Origin of the sequence: Massilia sp. BKSP1R2A-1, assembly GCF_050586525.1 — a bacterium.
Taxonomy (GTDB): Bacteria; Pseudomonadota; Gammaproteobacteria; order Burkholderiales; family Burkholderiaceae_D; genus Telluria.
Genome location: NZ_JBOBRE010000011.1, coordinates 21,777 through 35,686 on the forward strand (window position 1 = coordinate 21,777; position 13,910 = coordinate 35,686).

General features: G+C 66.8%; 18 protein-coding genes. 5 read left to right on the top strand and 13 right to left on the bottom strand.

All coding sequences use genetic code 11. The annotated features are described in order from the left end of the window. Positions 1-18: 18 nt before the first annotated feature. From ACQ7JA_RS16965 to ACQ7JA_RS16975, 3 genes are all read right to left on the bottom strand, one after another. Positions 19-702 carry a DUF4142 domain-containing protein gene (locus ACQ7JA_RS16965; RefSeq protein ID WP_430899831.1) on the bottom strand — a complete coding sequence of 228 codons (684 nt, stop codon included), beginning with the start codon at positions 700-702 and terminating at the stop codon, positions 19-21. Between the two features lie 126 nt (positions 703-828). Next, on the bottom strand, positions 829-1,545 hold the full coding sequence (locus tag ACQ7JA_RS16970) for a DUF4142 domain-containing protein (RefSeq protein ID WP_430899833.1): 717 nt from the start codon (positions 1,543-1,545) through the stop codon (positions 829-831). Between the two features lie 215 nt (positions 1,546-1,760). Next, entirely contained in the window at positions 1,761-3,500 is a 1,740-nt protein-coding gene (locus tag ACQ7JA_RS16975; protein ID WP_430899835.1) for an acid phosphatase, read from the bottom strand. A 51-nt stretch (positions 3,501-3,551) separates the two neighbouring features. On the opposite strand from ACQ7JA_RS16975, the gene ACQ7JA_RS16980 reads away from it, so the two are divergent. Beyond that, the gene (locus tag ACQ7JA_RS16980) at positions 3,552-3,827 is read left to right on the top strand and encodes a hypothetical protein (protein ID WP_430899837.1); all 276 of its coding nucleotides are present in this window, start codon (positions 3,552-3,554) and stop codon (positions 3,825-3,827) included. Between the two features lie 177 nt (positions 3,828-4,004). On the opposite strand, the gene ACQ7JA_RS16985 is transcribed toward ACQ7JA_RS16980, so the two are convergent. After that, positions 4,005-4,472: a GyrI-like domain-containing protein gene (locus ACQ7JA_RS16985; protein ID WP_430899839.1), complete on the bottom strand. Its 468-nt coding sequence runs from the start codon at positions 4,470-4,472 to the stop codon at positions 4,005-4,007. 281 nt (positions 4,473-4,753) lie between these two features. Here ACQ7JA_RS16985 and ACQ7JA_RS16990 point away from each other — a divergent pair, with 281 nt between their 5' ends. Then, positions 4,754-5,377 (top strand): head GIN domain-containing protein, encoded by a 624-nt coding sequence (locus tag ACQ7JA_RS16990; protein ID WP_430899841.1) that lies wholly within the window; start codon positions 4,754-4,756, stop codon positions 5,375-5,377. Here the strand turns inward: ACQ7JA_RS16990 and ACQ7JA_RS16995 are convergent. The 7 genes from ACQ7JA_RS16995 to ACQ7JA_RS17025 all read right to left on the bottom strand — a co-directional run bounded on the left by ACQ7JA_RS16995 (position 5,370) and on the right by ACQ7JA_RS17025 (position 9,804). Further along, entirely contained in the window at positions 5,370-5,717 is a 348-nt protein-coding gene (locus ACQ7JA_RS16995) for a DUF4326 domain-containing protein (RefSeq protein ID WP_430899843.1), read from the bottom strand. The two genes, ACQ7JA_RS16990 and ACQ7JA_RS16995, sit on opposite strands and share 8 nt — an antisense overlap. A gap of 11 nt (positions 5,718-5,728) precedes the next feature. Beyond that, entirely contained in the window at positions 5,729-6,445 is a 717-nt protein-coding gene (gene arsH / locus ACQ7JA_RS17000; RefSeq protein WP_430899845.1) for an arsenical resistance protein ArsH, read from the bottom strand. A gap of 28 nt (positions 6,446-6,473) precedes the next feature. Next, positions 6,474-7,754 (bottom strand): arsenic transporter, encoded by a 1,281-nt coding sequence (locus tag ACQ7JA_RS17005; protein WP_430900139.1) that lies wholly within the window; start codon positions 7,752-7,754, stop codon positions 6,474-6,476. Between the two features lie 77 nt (positions 7,755-7,831). Continuing rightward, a complete protein-coding gene (locus ACQ7JA_RS17010; protein ID WP_430899847.1) occupies positions 7,832-8,311 on the bottom strand; it encodes an arsenate reductase ArsC in 480 nt (159 codons plus the stop codon). 26 nt (positions 8,312-8,337) lie between these two features. Continuing rightward, on the bottom strand, positions 8,338-8,676 hold the full coding sequence (locus ACQ7JA_RS17015) for an ArsR/SmtB family transcription factor (RefSeq protein WP_430899849.1): 339 nt from the start codon (positions 8,674-8,676) through the stop codon (positions 8,338-8,340). 43 nt (positions 8,677-8,719) lie between these two features. Next, entirely contained in the window at positions 8,720-9,271 is a 552-nt protein-coding gene (locus tag ACQ7JA_RS17020; RefSeq protein ID WP_430899851.1) for an arsenate reductase ArsC, read from the bottom strand. Then, a complete protein-coding gene (locus ACQ7JA_RS17025; RefSeq protein WP_430899853.1) occupies positions 9,268-9,804 on the bottom strand; it encodes an arsenate reductase ArsC in 537 nt (178 codons plus the stop codon). The genes ACQ7JA_RS17020 and ACQ7JA_RS17025 overlap by 4 nt, the downstream gene beginning before the upstream one ends. Positions 9,805-10,008: 204 nt before the next feature. Between ACQ7JA_RS17025 and ACQ7JA_RS17030 the strand changes: the two genes are divergently transcribed. Genes ACQ7JA_RS17030 through ACQ7JA_RS17040 form a run of 3 tightly spaced genes read left to right on the top strand, consistent with a single transcriptional unit; the run spans position 10,009 to position 12,919 of the window. Beyond that, the gene (locus ACQ7JA_RS17030; protein WP_430899855.1) at positions 10,009-11,322 is read left to right on the top strand and encodes an NAD(P)-binding domain-containing protein; all 1,314 of its coding nucleotides are present in this window, start codon (positions 10,009-10,011) and stop codon (positions 11,320-11,322) included. Positions 11,323-11,350: 28 nt separating this feature from the next. After that, entirely contained in the window at positions 11,351-12,553 is a 1,203-nt protein-coding gene (locus ACQ7JA_RS17035) for an MFS transporter (protein WP_430899857.1), read from the top strand. Positions 12,554-12,607: 54 nt separating this feature from the next. Then, positions 12,608-12,919, top strand: coding sequence for an ArsR/SmtB family transcription factor (locus ACQ7JA_RS17040; RefSeq protein WP_430899859.1), 312 nt, complete (start codon positions 12,608-12,610; stop codon positions 12,917-12,919). A 12-nt stretch (positions 12,920-12,931) separates the two neighbouring features. Here ACQ7JA_RS17040 and ACQ7JA_RS17045 read toward each other — a convergent pair whose 3' ends face one another. Continuing rightward, on the bottom strand, positions 12,932-13,435 hold the full coding sequence (locus ACQ7JA_RS17045; protein WP_430899861.1) for an arsinothricin resistance N-acetyltransferase ArsN1 family B: 504 nt from the start codon (positions 13,433-13,435) through the stop codon (positions 12,932-12,934). 8 nt (positions 13,436-13,443) lie between these two features. Next, positions 13,444-13,869, bottom strand: coding sequence for an OsmC family protein (locus tag ACQ7JA_RS17050; RefSeq protein ID WP_430899863.1), 426 nt, complete (start codon positions 13,867-13,869; stop codon positions 13,444-13,446). Positions 13,870-13,910: the final 41 nt, after the last annotated feature.

The following is a 13,910-nucleotide window of genomic DNA, read 5'->3' on the forward strand; positions in this document are numbered from 1 at the left end:
AGGCAGTACGGGCCTGCCTTATTTCTTCATCGGCGTCGGTTCCTTGCCGGTGGCGGTGCTGGTGTCGTTGCCCGGCGTGCCCGCCGTGCCGGTAGCGCTGCGCGCGGTCTTGGCGATCATCTCGTCCGCCATCAGCAAGTGCTGCTCGACGATCGGCCGCATCTTGGTGACCAGGGCCGTGACTTCCGGATCCTTCAGCTCGCCCATCCTGCTCTTGAGCTTTTCATGGGTGGCGCGGTGGTCACGCCGGCCCGACTGCTTGATGTAGGTGCGATCGAAAATGTCGCCGCTGAGCGCCTCGAGCATCTTGCTCTTGGCCTTGTGCGTGACGTTCGGTTCGGCCGGCAACTCGACGCCCTTGGCCTGGGCCAGGGCGCGCACCTCGGCATGCGCCTTGGTGTGCTCGTCGATCATGCGCTGGGCGTAGGCGCGCACCTGGGCGTTCTGGCTTTTTTCCAGCGCCAGGCGCGCGGCCGCGATCTCGGCCAGGTTGGATTCCGCCAGCACTTCGAGCGCCTTGCGGTCGTCGCGGGACAGCTTGCCCGCGCCTGCCTTGGCGTCGGCGGCGGCAGCGCCCTGGGTGGTGGACGGCGTCGCCGCCTGGCCCTTGTCGGCTTGCGCCGGTGCGGCGGCGACGAGCAGCGCCGTCAGGATGGCCGGCAGCGCTGCGCGCATGGATCGGTGGCGATGGTGTTCCTGCATGGGTTTCTCCTGGTGTGTTGTGCTGAAAACGCCTGTGCGCCGGCGGGACGCACATCCCGCCGGCGCACAGCGTCCTGCTGCTTCAATGTGCAACGGCGTGGCTTATTTGCCCGCTAATTTGCCCGCTTATTTACCCGATGTGGTGCCCGACTTCGCCGACGACATCTGCTGCGCGGCCTTCAGGTGCTGCTCGACGACCGGAAGGGTCTTCTCGGCCGCGGCCTTCACGTCGGCGTCCCTGGCGCTCTTGCTGATCTTCTTCAGCTTGGCGTGGGTATCCTTGTGGTCCTTCAGGCCCGCCATCTTCATGTATTCCTTGTCGAAGGCGTCGCCCGTGAGTTTTTCCATTTTGGCGGCCATGGCCTTGTGCTTGGCGTCCAGCTCGGTCGGCAGGGTCACGCCCTTCGATTGCGCCAGCGGCTGCAGGTCGGCCAGGGCCTTGCCGTGGTCGTCGACCATCTGCTGGGCGAAGGCCTTCACCTCGGCGTTCTGGCTCTTGCTCAGGGCCAGCTTGCCGGTCTCGACTTCGGCCATATTCGCGATGGCCATGTCGGTGATCGCCTTCTTGTCGGCGGCGCTCACCTTGGCGCCGGAGCCGGTCTGGCCGGCGGCGCCCGATGCGCCCGAGGTCTGGGCGCTGCGGTCTTCCATGCCCTGGCTGCTGGTGTTGTTGACGGAGCCGTCGGCGGCGGTCTTGCCGGTCAGGTTGGGGTTGCCGGTGGCGCTCTGCCGGGTCATGGACTGGGCGCTCTGGCCGCTGGTCTGGGCCTGCACGCCGAAGGCGCTGAACATGGCGGCGAAGGCACTTACGGCGAGCAGTTTCTTGACCTGGTTCTTGTGCATGGTTTTTCTCCTGATACGAGTGGTATGGGGCTGTCCCGCGCTGGCTGGCGCCGCGCGGTGTCTTCTGTCCAGTCTGACATCGCGTCGTGTCGAGCGTTGCCGAGTGTAGCGCCGCGATTTCCTGAACAGCGCACGTTAGCCGTATAGCAATTTCTTGAGTATCGGGACGAAAAAAAGGCCAGTCCGCGGACTGGCCCTGGCGTGTTTGCCGACGCTCAGCGGAAGCGCAGCGTGGCGCTGAGGTCACCCGGCGGACGGGCGCCGCGCGCCGCGAAGGCGGCATTGCGCGCGGCCAGGCCTTCGAGCAGCGGCAGGCCGTGCAGGCGCGTGATGAAGCGCAGGATCGAGGTGGTGTCGTAGAAGTTGTGGTCGACGGCGCCGCGCTTGGCGTGTGGCGACACCACGATGGCGGGAATGCGCGAGCCCGGTCCCCAGCGGTCGCCCTGGGGCGGCGCCACGTGGTCCCACCAGCCGCCGTTCTCGTCGAAGGTGATCACCACGACCATGTCCTTCCACTGCGGCGACTTCTTCAGGTGCTCGATCACATTGGCCACGTGGGCGTCGCCCGACTCGATGTCCGAGTAGCCCGCATGCAGGTTCAGGTTGCCCTGCGGCTTGTAGAAGCTGACCGCGGGCAGCTTGCCCGCCACCACGTCGGCGATGAAACGGTTCGAGATCGGGCTGTCGCCCAGGCCGCCGTCACGCAGGTGTTCTTCGCGCGCCTTCGTGCCGGGAGCGAACTGCTTGAAGTAATTGAAGGGCTGGTGGTGGTACTGGAAGTTCGGACGCTGGCCCTGGCCGCGTCCGTCCAGCGCGGCCTGCCATCCGCCACCGTACCAGGCCCAGCTCACGTTTTTCTCCGACAGCAGGTCGCCGATGGTCTTGTAGCTCTGGGGCGGCAGGGTCGACGGGTCCTGGGGGTCGGCCAGCATCGGGTCGCCGCCCGGCGCCGGCTTCACCCAGGTCGGCTGGTAAGGGGGCGCCATGGTGTTCACCGCGTAGCCGTCCGGCGTCATCGCACCGTTGCGCACATACTTCGGCTTGCCCTCCAGGGCCGACTTCGGCGAATCCGGCGCCAGCGCCAGGCGGGTGCCGGTGGGGCCGTCGGCCAGCACCGCGATCTTCGACCTCGCCGGCGTGGACGCGGCGTCGAAGAATTCGGGCGTGCGGCCGCTGATCAGGAACTGGTGGTTCAGGTAGGAGCCGCCGAAGGCCGCCATGAAGAAGTTGTCGCACAGCGTGAACTCGCGTGCGATCTGCCACAGGCCCAGGTTCTTGCCGGTCTCGCCGTAATGCCCCATCACCAGGGCGCCGGAATCGCCCCAGGCCACGAAGCCGTCGTTGCGGCCGCCGTTGATCTGCATCTGGTTGTGATAGAACTGGTGCGTCAGGTCGCGCGTGACCAGGCCTTCCGGCAGCGGCTTGCCTTCCGCATCCTTCAGCTTCCACGGCGCGTTGGGCAGGCCCTGGATGTCCTCTTCCTTGACGATGTAATCCTTGCCGCCCAGGTTCTGGCGGCCGGGCACCATGCCGCCCCAGATCTTCGGCAGCATTGGCAGCACCGAGCCGTCGCGGTCCTTCTGCTGGAAGGCTTCCGGCGGAAGATTCGACAAGGGCGAGGCCAGGCCGGGGAAATCGGCGAACAGGTTGTTGAAGCTGCGGTTCTCGAGATAGATCACGACCACGTTCTTGACGTGGGCGCGCAGCTTGTCGTCCAGCGAAGCGGCCTTGGGCGCTGCGGCCGGCTTGGCCGGCGCGGCCTCGGACAGGCCGGGCACGGCCAGCGACAGTCCGGCGGCGGCGGCCTGCATGACGCGGCGGCGTGCAGGGTCGCTCGGAGGAAGATCGGTGGAGGCGGGTTGGAGATGGTCGGGCACGGCGGCTCCCTCGTGGCGGGAAAAACGTCCATTATCTCCGCTTTTGTTGCCAGTAGGAATATTGACGCCGCCTGCCATGCCGTGCGCTGCCCCAGCCTGCGGGGCGTATAGTGGGAATGCGGAGGTACCATGAAAACCGAATCATCGCCAGGCAATACCTGGCAAGGCTTGCCCTTGAGTCCGGCACAGAACCGGGAAATCCTCGATTACGTCCAGCGCCGCCGGCGCGCCGGCGTCGATCCGGATACGCCCGAGCTACGCGCGATGCTCGACGACATGCTGCATCCTCCCGAGCTTGCCCAGGACGAGGACGATGCCGGACGCTTTGCCGAGGACGCGCGCTTCGCCGCCACGCACCAGGAGCCGGACGAGGGCGCGCGCGACGAGGACGGCCATACGCATTGATCGAAGCGGCATGCCGATTCGGCGGCAGACGTCAAACGCCTGTCACAATCCACAGGCACAATGCAATGGCTCCTTGGGAAGGGACGCTGGCGGCGCAAGCCGCCCTACCGGCGCCGGCGGTCGGGAAATATACCGGCACCAATTCACGCGCCGCGCCTTGCGCGCGGTGCTCCCCGCTTACAGCAGCGGGATCAGGATGTCGTAGGCATTGTCCGGCCGCGCGCCGTCATCCTGGGTGGGCGTGTAGCGGCGGTCGTAGCGCTCCAGGCGCCAGCCCTCCTCGTCCTGCGCCATGCCCAGCTGCTCGATGGCGGCGAAGCCGGTGAGATAGGTGGCCTGGACGCGCGCCATCGGCCCGCGGTGGGTCAACAGCGCGTAGCGGCGCTCCGGGATGCGAATCCCGATCATGCCCGGCGGCAGATTGTTCAGGTCGGCGACCTCGGCGGCGATGCACTCGATGTGCACGCCATCCTTTTCTTGCAGGCTGATGCCGTAGCGCAGCCCATTGGTTTCGCCCAGCTCGCTTTCGCGCTCCAGGAAGGCGCTCCAGACGCCCGGCATGTCCGTTTCCAGGACCGAAAACGGCCCCGCGAGCGGCAGTCCGGCGAGCTTCATTTCAGGCAGGGTAACGGTTGAGATGTGCATGATAGTGGTGTGCAAAGAGACGGGAAAATTATAGCCTTATCGCCTAGACAATATTAGCATCCGTGCAATCGTGCGCAGCCATTTGTTTTCATCGCACAGGTATTTTTTGCGAAAAGCGTGCAACAGCCGTATTGACCCGCACCGGTTTCGGCCGCATGCCGAATGCATGTCCGCTGCCCGCCGCACCGCCTGTTCCCGTTTTCTTGCAGTCTGTCGCAAACGCCACCCAGCGGCGTGCTGTCTCCCTACAATGGATTCATACCACTTCACCGGAGACCACCATGCAACGCCTGATCCTCGCCGCCGTCCTGTCCCTCGCCTCGCTGACCGCCCATGCCGACGAGCAGCTGCGCAAGGTCACCCCGTTCAAGGGCATCGTGGTCCAGGGTCCCGTCAGCCTCGTCGTCGAAGCCGGCAAGTCCTACTCGCTGCGCGTCGAGGGCGATCCGACCTTCATCGGCCGCGTCACCAGCGAGGTGGTCGGCGGCGAACTGCGACTGGGCATGAAGGAGAGCAAGCGCACGAATATCGGCAACGGCGACCGCGTGGTCGTCACCCTGCCGGAACTGCAGACCTTCAGCGGCGAAGGCGCCGGCCAGATCATCCTGAACAATGTGCGCGGCGAGCGCTTCGACGCCGACTACCGCGGCGCCGGCCGCCTGGCGATCAGCGGCGAGGTGCGCACCCTGCGCCTGCACGCCGAAGGCGTCGGCGAAGTCGACACCAAGGACCTGCGCACCCGCAACGCCGACGTCAGCTTCGAAGGCATCGGCTCGGTCAAGGTCCACGCCAGCGACAAGCTGGACGCCAACGTCACCGGCATGGGCAACCTGAGCTACTACGGCAACCCGCGCGTGGTGAACAAATCGGTGTCGGGCATCGGCAGCGTGGTCGCCGTCAAGTAAGGTCCTTGTCCGGCGGGCGGTTGGCGATGTGGAGCAAGACCTCGGCATGGCAGGGACCGTCGAGCGGGCACCAGCAGGCCAGGTTCTTGCCACGCAGTTCGCGCTGCGCCTGCCGCGCGATTTCCCGGCCGGCCGGGTCGCTCTCGACCCAGCGCCGGTAGGCGGCCACCGCTTCCGCCACCGTCGGCATGGCCGTGTAGCGCGTGCCGACCGGCGTCCCCGGCGCGAGCTCGGGCGCCACCGAGAAGGGATTGCCCCAGCGCCCCGGACGCGCCACCGAGACGGTATCCGGCGGCAGCTTCCAGCCTTTTTTCCTGCTCAGTCGTACGCGCGTCGGCATCGTTCACGCTTCTAGAGTTTCGCGATCTGCGCGTCGATCCTGCGCAGCGCCCGTTCGTTGCGTTCGCTATAGCGGTTCGTCAGGTAGTCGGTGCGTCCGCGCATCAGGAGGGTGATCTTGAAGAGTTCTTCCATCACGTCGACCACGCGGTCGTAGTAGGCCGAGGGCCGCATCCGGCCTTCCTCGTCGAACTCCTTGTAGGCCATCGGCACCGAGGACTGGTTCGGAATCGTGAACATCCGCATCCAGCGTCCCAGCAGGCGCATGGTGTTGACCACGTTGAAGGATTGCGATCCGCCGCACACCTGCATCAGCGCCAGGGTGCGCCCCTGGCTCGGACGCAGGGCGCCCTGCTCCAGCGGGACCCAGTCGATCTGGTTCTTCATCACCCCCGTAATGGCGCCGTGGCGCTCGGGGCTGCACCAGACCTGCCCCTCGGACCACAGGAACAGTGCGCGCAGCGCGGCAACCTTCGGATGGGTGTCCGGCACGCTGCCCACCATCGGCAGTTCGGTCGGATCGAAGATTTTCACCTCCGCGCCGAAGTGCTCGAGGATGCGCGCCGCCTCATAGGTCAGGAAGCGGCTGAAGGAGCGCTCGCGCAGCGAACCATACAGGAGCAGGATGCGCGGCGGGTGGGTCATGTCGCCTACCTGCGCCAGCTTGTCCATGTCCGGCATGTCGAGCTGCTCGGCGTTGATGTTGGGGAGATCGGGAATCGTGTTCATATGTTGGTGACGTCCATGGTCATTCCTTTCAGGCCAGGCGCAAGGCCAGCGCGCAAAGCGTGAAGAACAGGATGGGCAGCGTCAGCAGGACGCCTACCCTGAAATAGTAGCTCCACGAAATCCGGATGTCCTTTGCCGACAGCACGTGCAGCCAGAGCAGCGTCGCCAGGCTGCCGATCGGCGTGATCTTCGGTCCGAGGTCGGCGCCGATCACGTTCGCATACACCATGGTTTCGCGCACCACGCCCTGGGCTGCGGTGGCGTCGATCGCCAGTGCTCCGATCAGCACGGTCGGCATATTATTCATGATGGACGACAGGATCGCGGTGATGAAGCCGGTGCCGAGCGCCGCGCCCCATACGCCATATGCTGCGCAGCGGTCCAGCAAGGCGGTCAGGTAATCCGTCAGCCCGGCATTGCGCAGGCCGTAGACCACCAGGTACATCCCCAGCGAGAAGACAACGACCTGCCAGGGTGCGCCGCGCAGGACCTCGCGAGTGGAAATGCGGTGGCCGCGCGCGGCCACCGCCAGCAGCAGCACGGCGCCGGCCGCGGCGACCGCGCTGATTGGAACTCCGATGTCGTCGAGCCAGAAAAACCCGGCCAGCAACATGGCCAGCGCCCACCAGCCGGTCACGAAGGTGGCGCGGTCGTGGATGGCTTCCTCCGGACGCTTCAGCTGCGCCAGGTCATAGTTCGCCGGGATGTCCTTGTGGAAGAACCAGACCAGGGCGGCAAGCGTGGCGGCAATCGACACCAGGTTGACCGGCACCATCACCGCCGCATAGCGCGCGAAACCGATGCCGAAGTAATCGGCCGACACGATGTTGACCAGATTCGACACCACCAGCGGCAGGCTGGCGGTATCGGCGATGAATCCGGCGGCCATGACGAAAGCGAGCGTGGCGCGCGCCGTGAAGCGCAGGGCGACCAGCATGGCGATCACGATCGGCGTCAGGATCAGCGCCGCGCCGTCGTTGGCGAACAGCGCCGCTACCGCCGCGCCCAGCAGGACCAGCAAAACGAACAGGCGCCGGCCATTTCCCCCGCCCCAGCGCGCGACGTGCAATGCCGCCCACTCGAAGAAGCCTGCCTTGTCCAGCAGCAGGCTGATGATGATGACGGCGACGAAGGCGCCGGTCGCGTTCCAGACGATGTTCCAGACTACCGGGATATCGCTAAGCTGGATGACCCCGGCCAGCAGCGCCACGAGCGCGCCGGCCGAGGCGCTCCAGCCGATGCCGAGCCCGCGAGGCTGCCAGATAACGAATGTAAGGGTTGCCAGGAAAATGAGTAAAGCGATCAGCACGGTAATCCTTTGCATGGTCGTGGCCACGGGCGCACGAAAAAAGCCGGGACCACGCCCGGCTGCCGGTGTGGTGCGGTTCAGGCGCCGATCTGCCCGATCCGGTCGAGCTCCGCCTTGAACGCCGGGCGGTCATCCTTCAGCTGCGCCAGCGGCAGCGCAAGGAAGGCTTCGATCCGCGCCCGCAGGATGGCATAGGCCTTCTCGAACGCGGCGTCGATTTCCTCGTCCGACCCGACCACATGGCTCGGGTCGTCCACGCCCCAATGCGTACGCAACACCGGACCCAGGTAGGCCGGGCAGGTTTCGCCGGCCGCGCTGGCGCAGACGGTGACGACGACGTCCGGCGTGAGCGGCAGCGCGTCCCAGGACTTGCTGTAGTACCCCTCGGTGGAGATGCCCTTGGCGCACAGGAGGCCCAGCGCCTTGTCGTTGAGCTTGCCGGTCGGCTGGCTGCCCGCGCTGATCGCATGCCAGCCAGCGGGCGCCAGGTGGTTGAACACCGCTTCGCTGATGAGCGAACGGCAGGAATTGCCGGTACAGAGGAACAGTACGTTCACGGGAGAGCTTTCTTAAAAAGGGGAAATTAAATGCCGGAGACGGCGGCCCCGCATGTGGTCTGCACGACGGGCGTACAGGGATTACCGCCGCAGCAGCTTTCGGTCAGAAATGCCAGCAGGGCGTTCATCGTGTCGAAGTTCGCCGAATAAATGACGAAACGACCGTCCTGGCGCGGAACGACCAATCCGGCATGCGACAGTTCCTTCAGATGGAAGGACAGCGAGGATGGAGGAATGGCGAGCGCCTCGGCGATCTTGCTGGCCGGGAGACCGGCCGGGCCGGCTTGTACGAGCAGGCGGAAGGCCGCGAGGCGCGATTCCTGCGCCAGGGCAGCCAGTGCCGAGATTGCGGGTTTGGTATCCATGATGGGCGTCATTATATCGATATTTCCAGTATTGTGGAATTAACTAAATGGATTTATAGAGTGTTGCAGCAGTCCCGGCGCCGTCGTCCACCGGTCTGGCGCCGATCGCCCGCACCGCCTCGCGGCGTACCGCATCGTCATCGAGCCAGGCGAGCGGCAGCATGACGAGCTGCTCGACACGCCGGCGGATCTGCCGGAAAACCCGCTCGAAGGCCTGGCGCCTGATCCAGTCCTCGCCTGCCGCGCGTGCAGGATCGGCATGGCCCCAGTGCGCGGTGATTGGATGCCCCGGCCAGTGCGGGCACGGCTCGCCCGCTGCGCTGTCGCACACGGTGATGATGAAATCCATGTGCGCTGCCCCGCGCGCAGCGAAGTCGAGCCAACTCTTGCTGTGCAGGGCAGCAAGCGGATAAGCGGGCGCGAAACACAGGACCTGCTCGGCAGCCAGCGGGTTGACCGTGCCAACCGGACGGCTTCCGGCGGAATATGCCTCGAAGCGCCCCTTGCCGAGCACGTTCAACAGGGCCTCGGCCATGATGCTGCGCGACGAGTTGCCGGTGCATAGGAACAGCACCTTGTAGACCCTGGCGTTCATTGCCCGTCCGCGGTCGTCGAGGCGCTGGCGCCGCCGTGTACCTGGGCGACGCCGAGCAGTTCCTTCTGGATCGCAAGGCGCGACAGTTTCTCGAAGGGCAGCATCGTGAAGGCTTCCAGGCGATTCCTGATTTCGCGGCACACCCGCGCGAACAACTGCCGGCGGGCCTCCTCGGCGCCGACGAAGGCCGCCGGATCTTCGAAGCTCCAATGGGCCGTGATCGGATGCCCCGGCCAGCGCGGGCAGGCTTCCCCGGCTGCACGGTCGCATACCGTGATGATGAAATCCATGTGCGGCGCATCCGCATTGGCGAACTCGTCCCAGCTCTTGCTGCGCAGGCTGTCGGTGGGAAAGCCGAGCCGGCCGATCTGCTCCAATGCCAGCGGGTGGACCGACCCGGTCGGGTGGCTGCCGGCACTGTAGGCGCGGAACTTGCCGCCGCCGCAAGCATTGAGGAGGGCCTCCGCGAGGATGCTTCTCGACGAATTGCCCGTGCAAAGAAACAGGACATTGAACACTTCTTGATGCGCCACGACGGCCTCCTTTGACTGTACGACCATTCGAAATATATCGAATCTTCTTGACCGTTTGATGACAAGGATTTATTCTTAATTCGTCGAATAACGAATAAGCAGGACACAGGACGAGTTTGCAAGAGGTCTGCATCCCTCCTTATTCGTATTTCGTCGAAATACAAATCCCATGAATCGTTAGTTGAAGGCAGACAAGGAGAGAAAATGATGACCACCCACGCTGACCTTCCGGTCGCGGTGCTTGGCGCCGGCCCCGTCGGCCTCGCTGCGGCCGCCCATCTGGTACAACGCGGACTGGCGCCGCTGGTCCTGGAAGCGGGCCCCGCGATCGGGGCGAACCTGGCCCAATATGCCCACGTCCGTCTCTTCTCCCCCTGGCAATACAACGTCGACGACCGCGCGCGCGCCATGCTCGAGAGCCAGGGCTGGATCATGCCGGCGGCCGACGCGCTGCCCACTGCGGGCGAGCTCATCAATCAATACCTGGCGCCGCTGGCCGCCCATCCCGCCCTCGCCGCCTCTCTCCGCCTGCGCCACCGGGTCAGCGCCGTCACGCGCGCCGGAAGCGACAAGGTGACGACGCGCGGGCGCGCCGAGACGCCCTTCCTCATCCGGGCCGAGACCCCGGACGGCCCGCGCGATTTCCTCGCCTCCGCCGTGATCGACGCCACGGGCACCTGGTCGCAGCCGAATCCGCTCGGCGCGAACGGCATCCCGGCAGCCGGCGAAACGGCCCTGGCGGCGCGCATCGCCTACGGCATGCCGGACGTGCTGGGCAGCCAGCGTGCGCGCTATGCGGACAAGCGCGTGCTGGTCGTCGGCGCCGGCCACTCCGCCGCCGGCACCCTGCTGGCGCTGGCGCAGCTCGCCGAGGAACATCCCGCCACCCGGCTGGTATGGGCCACGCGCAGCGACCGCCTGGCGCGCGTATTCGGCGGCGGCGACGCCGACGGCCTGCCGGCGCGCGGCGCGCTGGGCCGGCGCCTGCAGGCGCTGCGCGACAGCGGTCGGCTCGAGATGCGCCAGTCCTTCCCCATCCATGCGCTGGAAGAAGACGGTGGCCGCATCGCGGTGCGCGATACGGCCGGGCGCCGCATCGACGGCATCGACGAAATCGTCTGCGCCACCGGCGCGCGGCCGGACCTGTCGGTGGCGCGCGAGCTGCGCCTGCGACACGACCACTGGCTGGAGAGCACCGATGCGCTCGCGCCCCTCATCGACCCGAACGAGCACAGCTGCGGCACCGTGCGCCCGCACGGCCACCGCGAGCTTGCGCACCCCGAGCCGGGCTACTATGCGGTCGGCGCAAAAAGCTATGGCCGCGCGCCCAACTTCCTGCTGGCCACCGGCTACGAACAGGTGCGTTCGGTGGTCGCGGCGCTGGCCGGCGACCTCGCTGCCGCCGACGAGGTCCGGCTGGACCTGCCCGAGACCGGCGTCTGCAACACCCGCGTGGCGCTCCAGCAGCCGGCGCGGCCCTGCTGTACAGTGAAGGCTGCGGACGCGGCCTGTTGCTGAGCGGCCGCGCCATCATCGGGAGCACACTTTGTCGCCAGCACGCAAGACCATCGGCATCCTCGCCTTCACGCAGATCGCATCGTGGGGGTCGCTCTACTACGCCTTCGCGGTCCTGGCGCCATCGATCCGGGGAGAGCTCGGCATCAGCGCCGAAACCGCCTTCGCCGCGTTCTCGTGGAGCCTGCTGGTGGCGGGCGTCGCCGCCACGCCGGTCGGCGCCCTCGTCGACCGGCACGGAGGGCGCTACGTGATGGCGGCCGGCTCGCTCGCCAGCGCCCTTGGCCTGGCGCTGCTGTCGCGCGCCGGCGGGGTCGCCTCCTATTTCATTGCCTGGAGCGTCATCGGCCTGGCGATGTCGCTCACCCTGTACGAAGCCGCCTTCGCGACCATCAATCGCAAGGTCGACGCCGGCGCGCCGCGCGCGATCTCGACGCTCACGCTGTTCGCCGGTTTCGCCAGCACCATCTTCTGGCCACTGACGCTCGCGATCGCATCGCGCCTGGGCTGGCGCGATACCTACCTGGCCTACGCGGCGCTGCAACTGGCCGCCTGCCTGCCCCTGCACCTCTGGCTGGGACGCGACGCCCCGCGCGCACCGGCCTGCGCGGACGCGCCGCGCGACAGCCACACGCTGGCCGAGGCGATCCGCCACCCGGCCTTCTGGAAGCTGGCGCTGGCCTTTTCGGCGAACATCTTCATCTTCTCGGCCCTGGCGGTGCACCTGATTCCGCTGCTGCAATCGCTCGGCCACAGCGCCGCCACCGCCGTGCTGCTCGCCGCCCTGGTCGGGCCGATGCAGGTGGCGGGCCGCATCGGCGAGCGCACGCTGGCGCGCGGCCAGGCGCCGCAGGCGGTCGGGCGTTTCGTCTTCTCGACCTTGCCCTTCGGACTGCTCGCACTCGCGCTGTTCGGCGCACGGGCCTGGGCGGTGGCCCTGTTCTGCATGCTGTACGGGATGAGCAATGGCGTGCTGACGATCATCCGCGGCACCCTGCCGCGCGTGCTGTTCGGCGCACGACACTATGGCGCGATCACCGGCGCCATGGCGGCGCCTTCGCTGCTGTCGAAGGCCGCGGGACCGCTAATTGCGGCGGCGATCCTGTCGGGCGCGTCGGGGACGGTGGTGCTGCCGCTGGTACTGTTCGCCTGCGCCCTGGGCTCGCTGCTGCTCTACCTCTCGGCGATCAAGCCGGCGCCCGCGCGCGGCGTGGCCGGAATGGCCGGCACTTGACGGCGCGGCCGACGCTTCCTATCCTCGTCGCTCACCACCAGAACGAAAGCATCCATGACCAGTTCCTGCTGCGGACCGTCGGCGACGCCGCCAGCCGACATCGACATCGACGACCTTGCCGCCCTGTGCAAGGCGATCGGCCACCCCGCCAGGCTGCAATTGCTGCGGCACCTGATCCGCCACGGCGACTGCTATTTCGGCAGCCTCGCCGACGTGCTGCCGCTCGCGCCCTCGACCATATCGAAACACGTTTCGATCCTGAAGGATGCCGGCCTGATCGAGGGCTCCTCGGACGTGCAGCGCGTCTGCTACTGCGTGCGGCCAGCCCGGCTTGCCCAGCTCAAGGCGATGGTCGGCGCTTTGTAGTGCGGACGCGCATCAGTCCTCCAGCCGCAATTCCCAATACGCGACGTCGACCCAGCGCCCGAACTTGCGCCCCACTTCGCTGAAGTGTGCCACCTTGCGAAAACCCAGCTTCTCGTGCAGCGCCACGCTAGCCGCGTTCGGTTGGGCGATGCCGCCGATCACCATGTGCACGCCTTGCCGTCGCAGCGCGTCGAGCAGCGCGCGGTAGAGCAGCGTGCCGGTCCCGCGTCCGGCGGCTTCTTCGGCGAGGTAGATCGTGCTTTCGACCGAGGTGCGGTAGGCCGGGCGGGCGCGCCACTTGCTGGCATAGGCGTAACCGAGCAGGCGTCCCCCGCACTCGGCCACCAGCCAGGGCAGGCCCAGTTCCTGGACGTCCCCGATGCGCCGGGCCATGTCGCCGCCACAGACGGGTTCTTCCTCGAAGCTGATGGCGGTCGTGGCGACATAGGGATTGTAGATGGCGCAGATGGCGTCTGCGTCCTGGGGCGTGGCGGGACGGATCGAGATGGCGGGCATGGCGGGAATTATAAGGAAACAGGCGGAACAGCGACCGGCGGGTCGAGCGTGACCGTGCAACCGGCCCTGAGGGTGTTGTGCACCTCCGCCACCGCATCCGTTTCGGCCAGCAGCCTGGCGATCTGCGCCGGCGCGGCGCCGGAGCGGACCGAGGCGCGATAACGGACATTGGTCGCGCACAGCCCCACGCCGGGAAAGTCCGCGCTGGCTTCGACCTGCACGCCATCCAGCGCAATGCCGAGCCGGCGCGCTTCGCGGTACAAATCATTGCAATAGCAGGTCGCCAGCGCCAGCATCAGGAACTCGCCGCCGTTCACGCCTGACCCCGGCGCCCCCGCCTTCGCAGGAATGTCCAGGCGCTGGCGCGATCCATCCGTCTCCACGGCGACCAGGTGCGCGGTGGAAGAATTATCGATCGAAGCGCTGATACGCATTGCATTCTCCATTGCCCTGCAGGGGCAATGGAGATCGTACC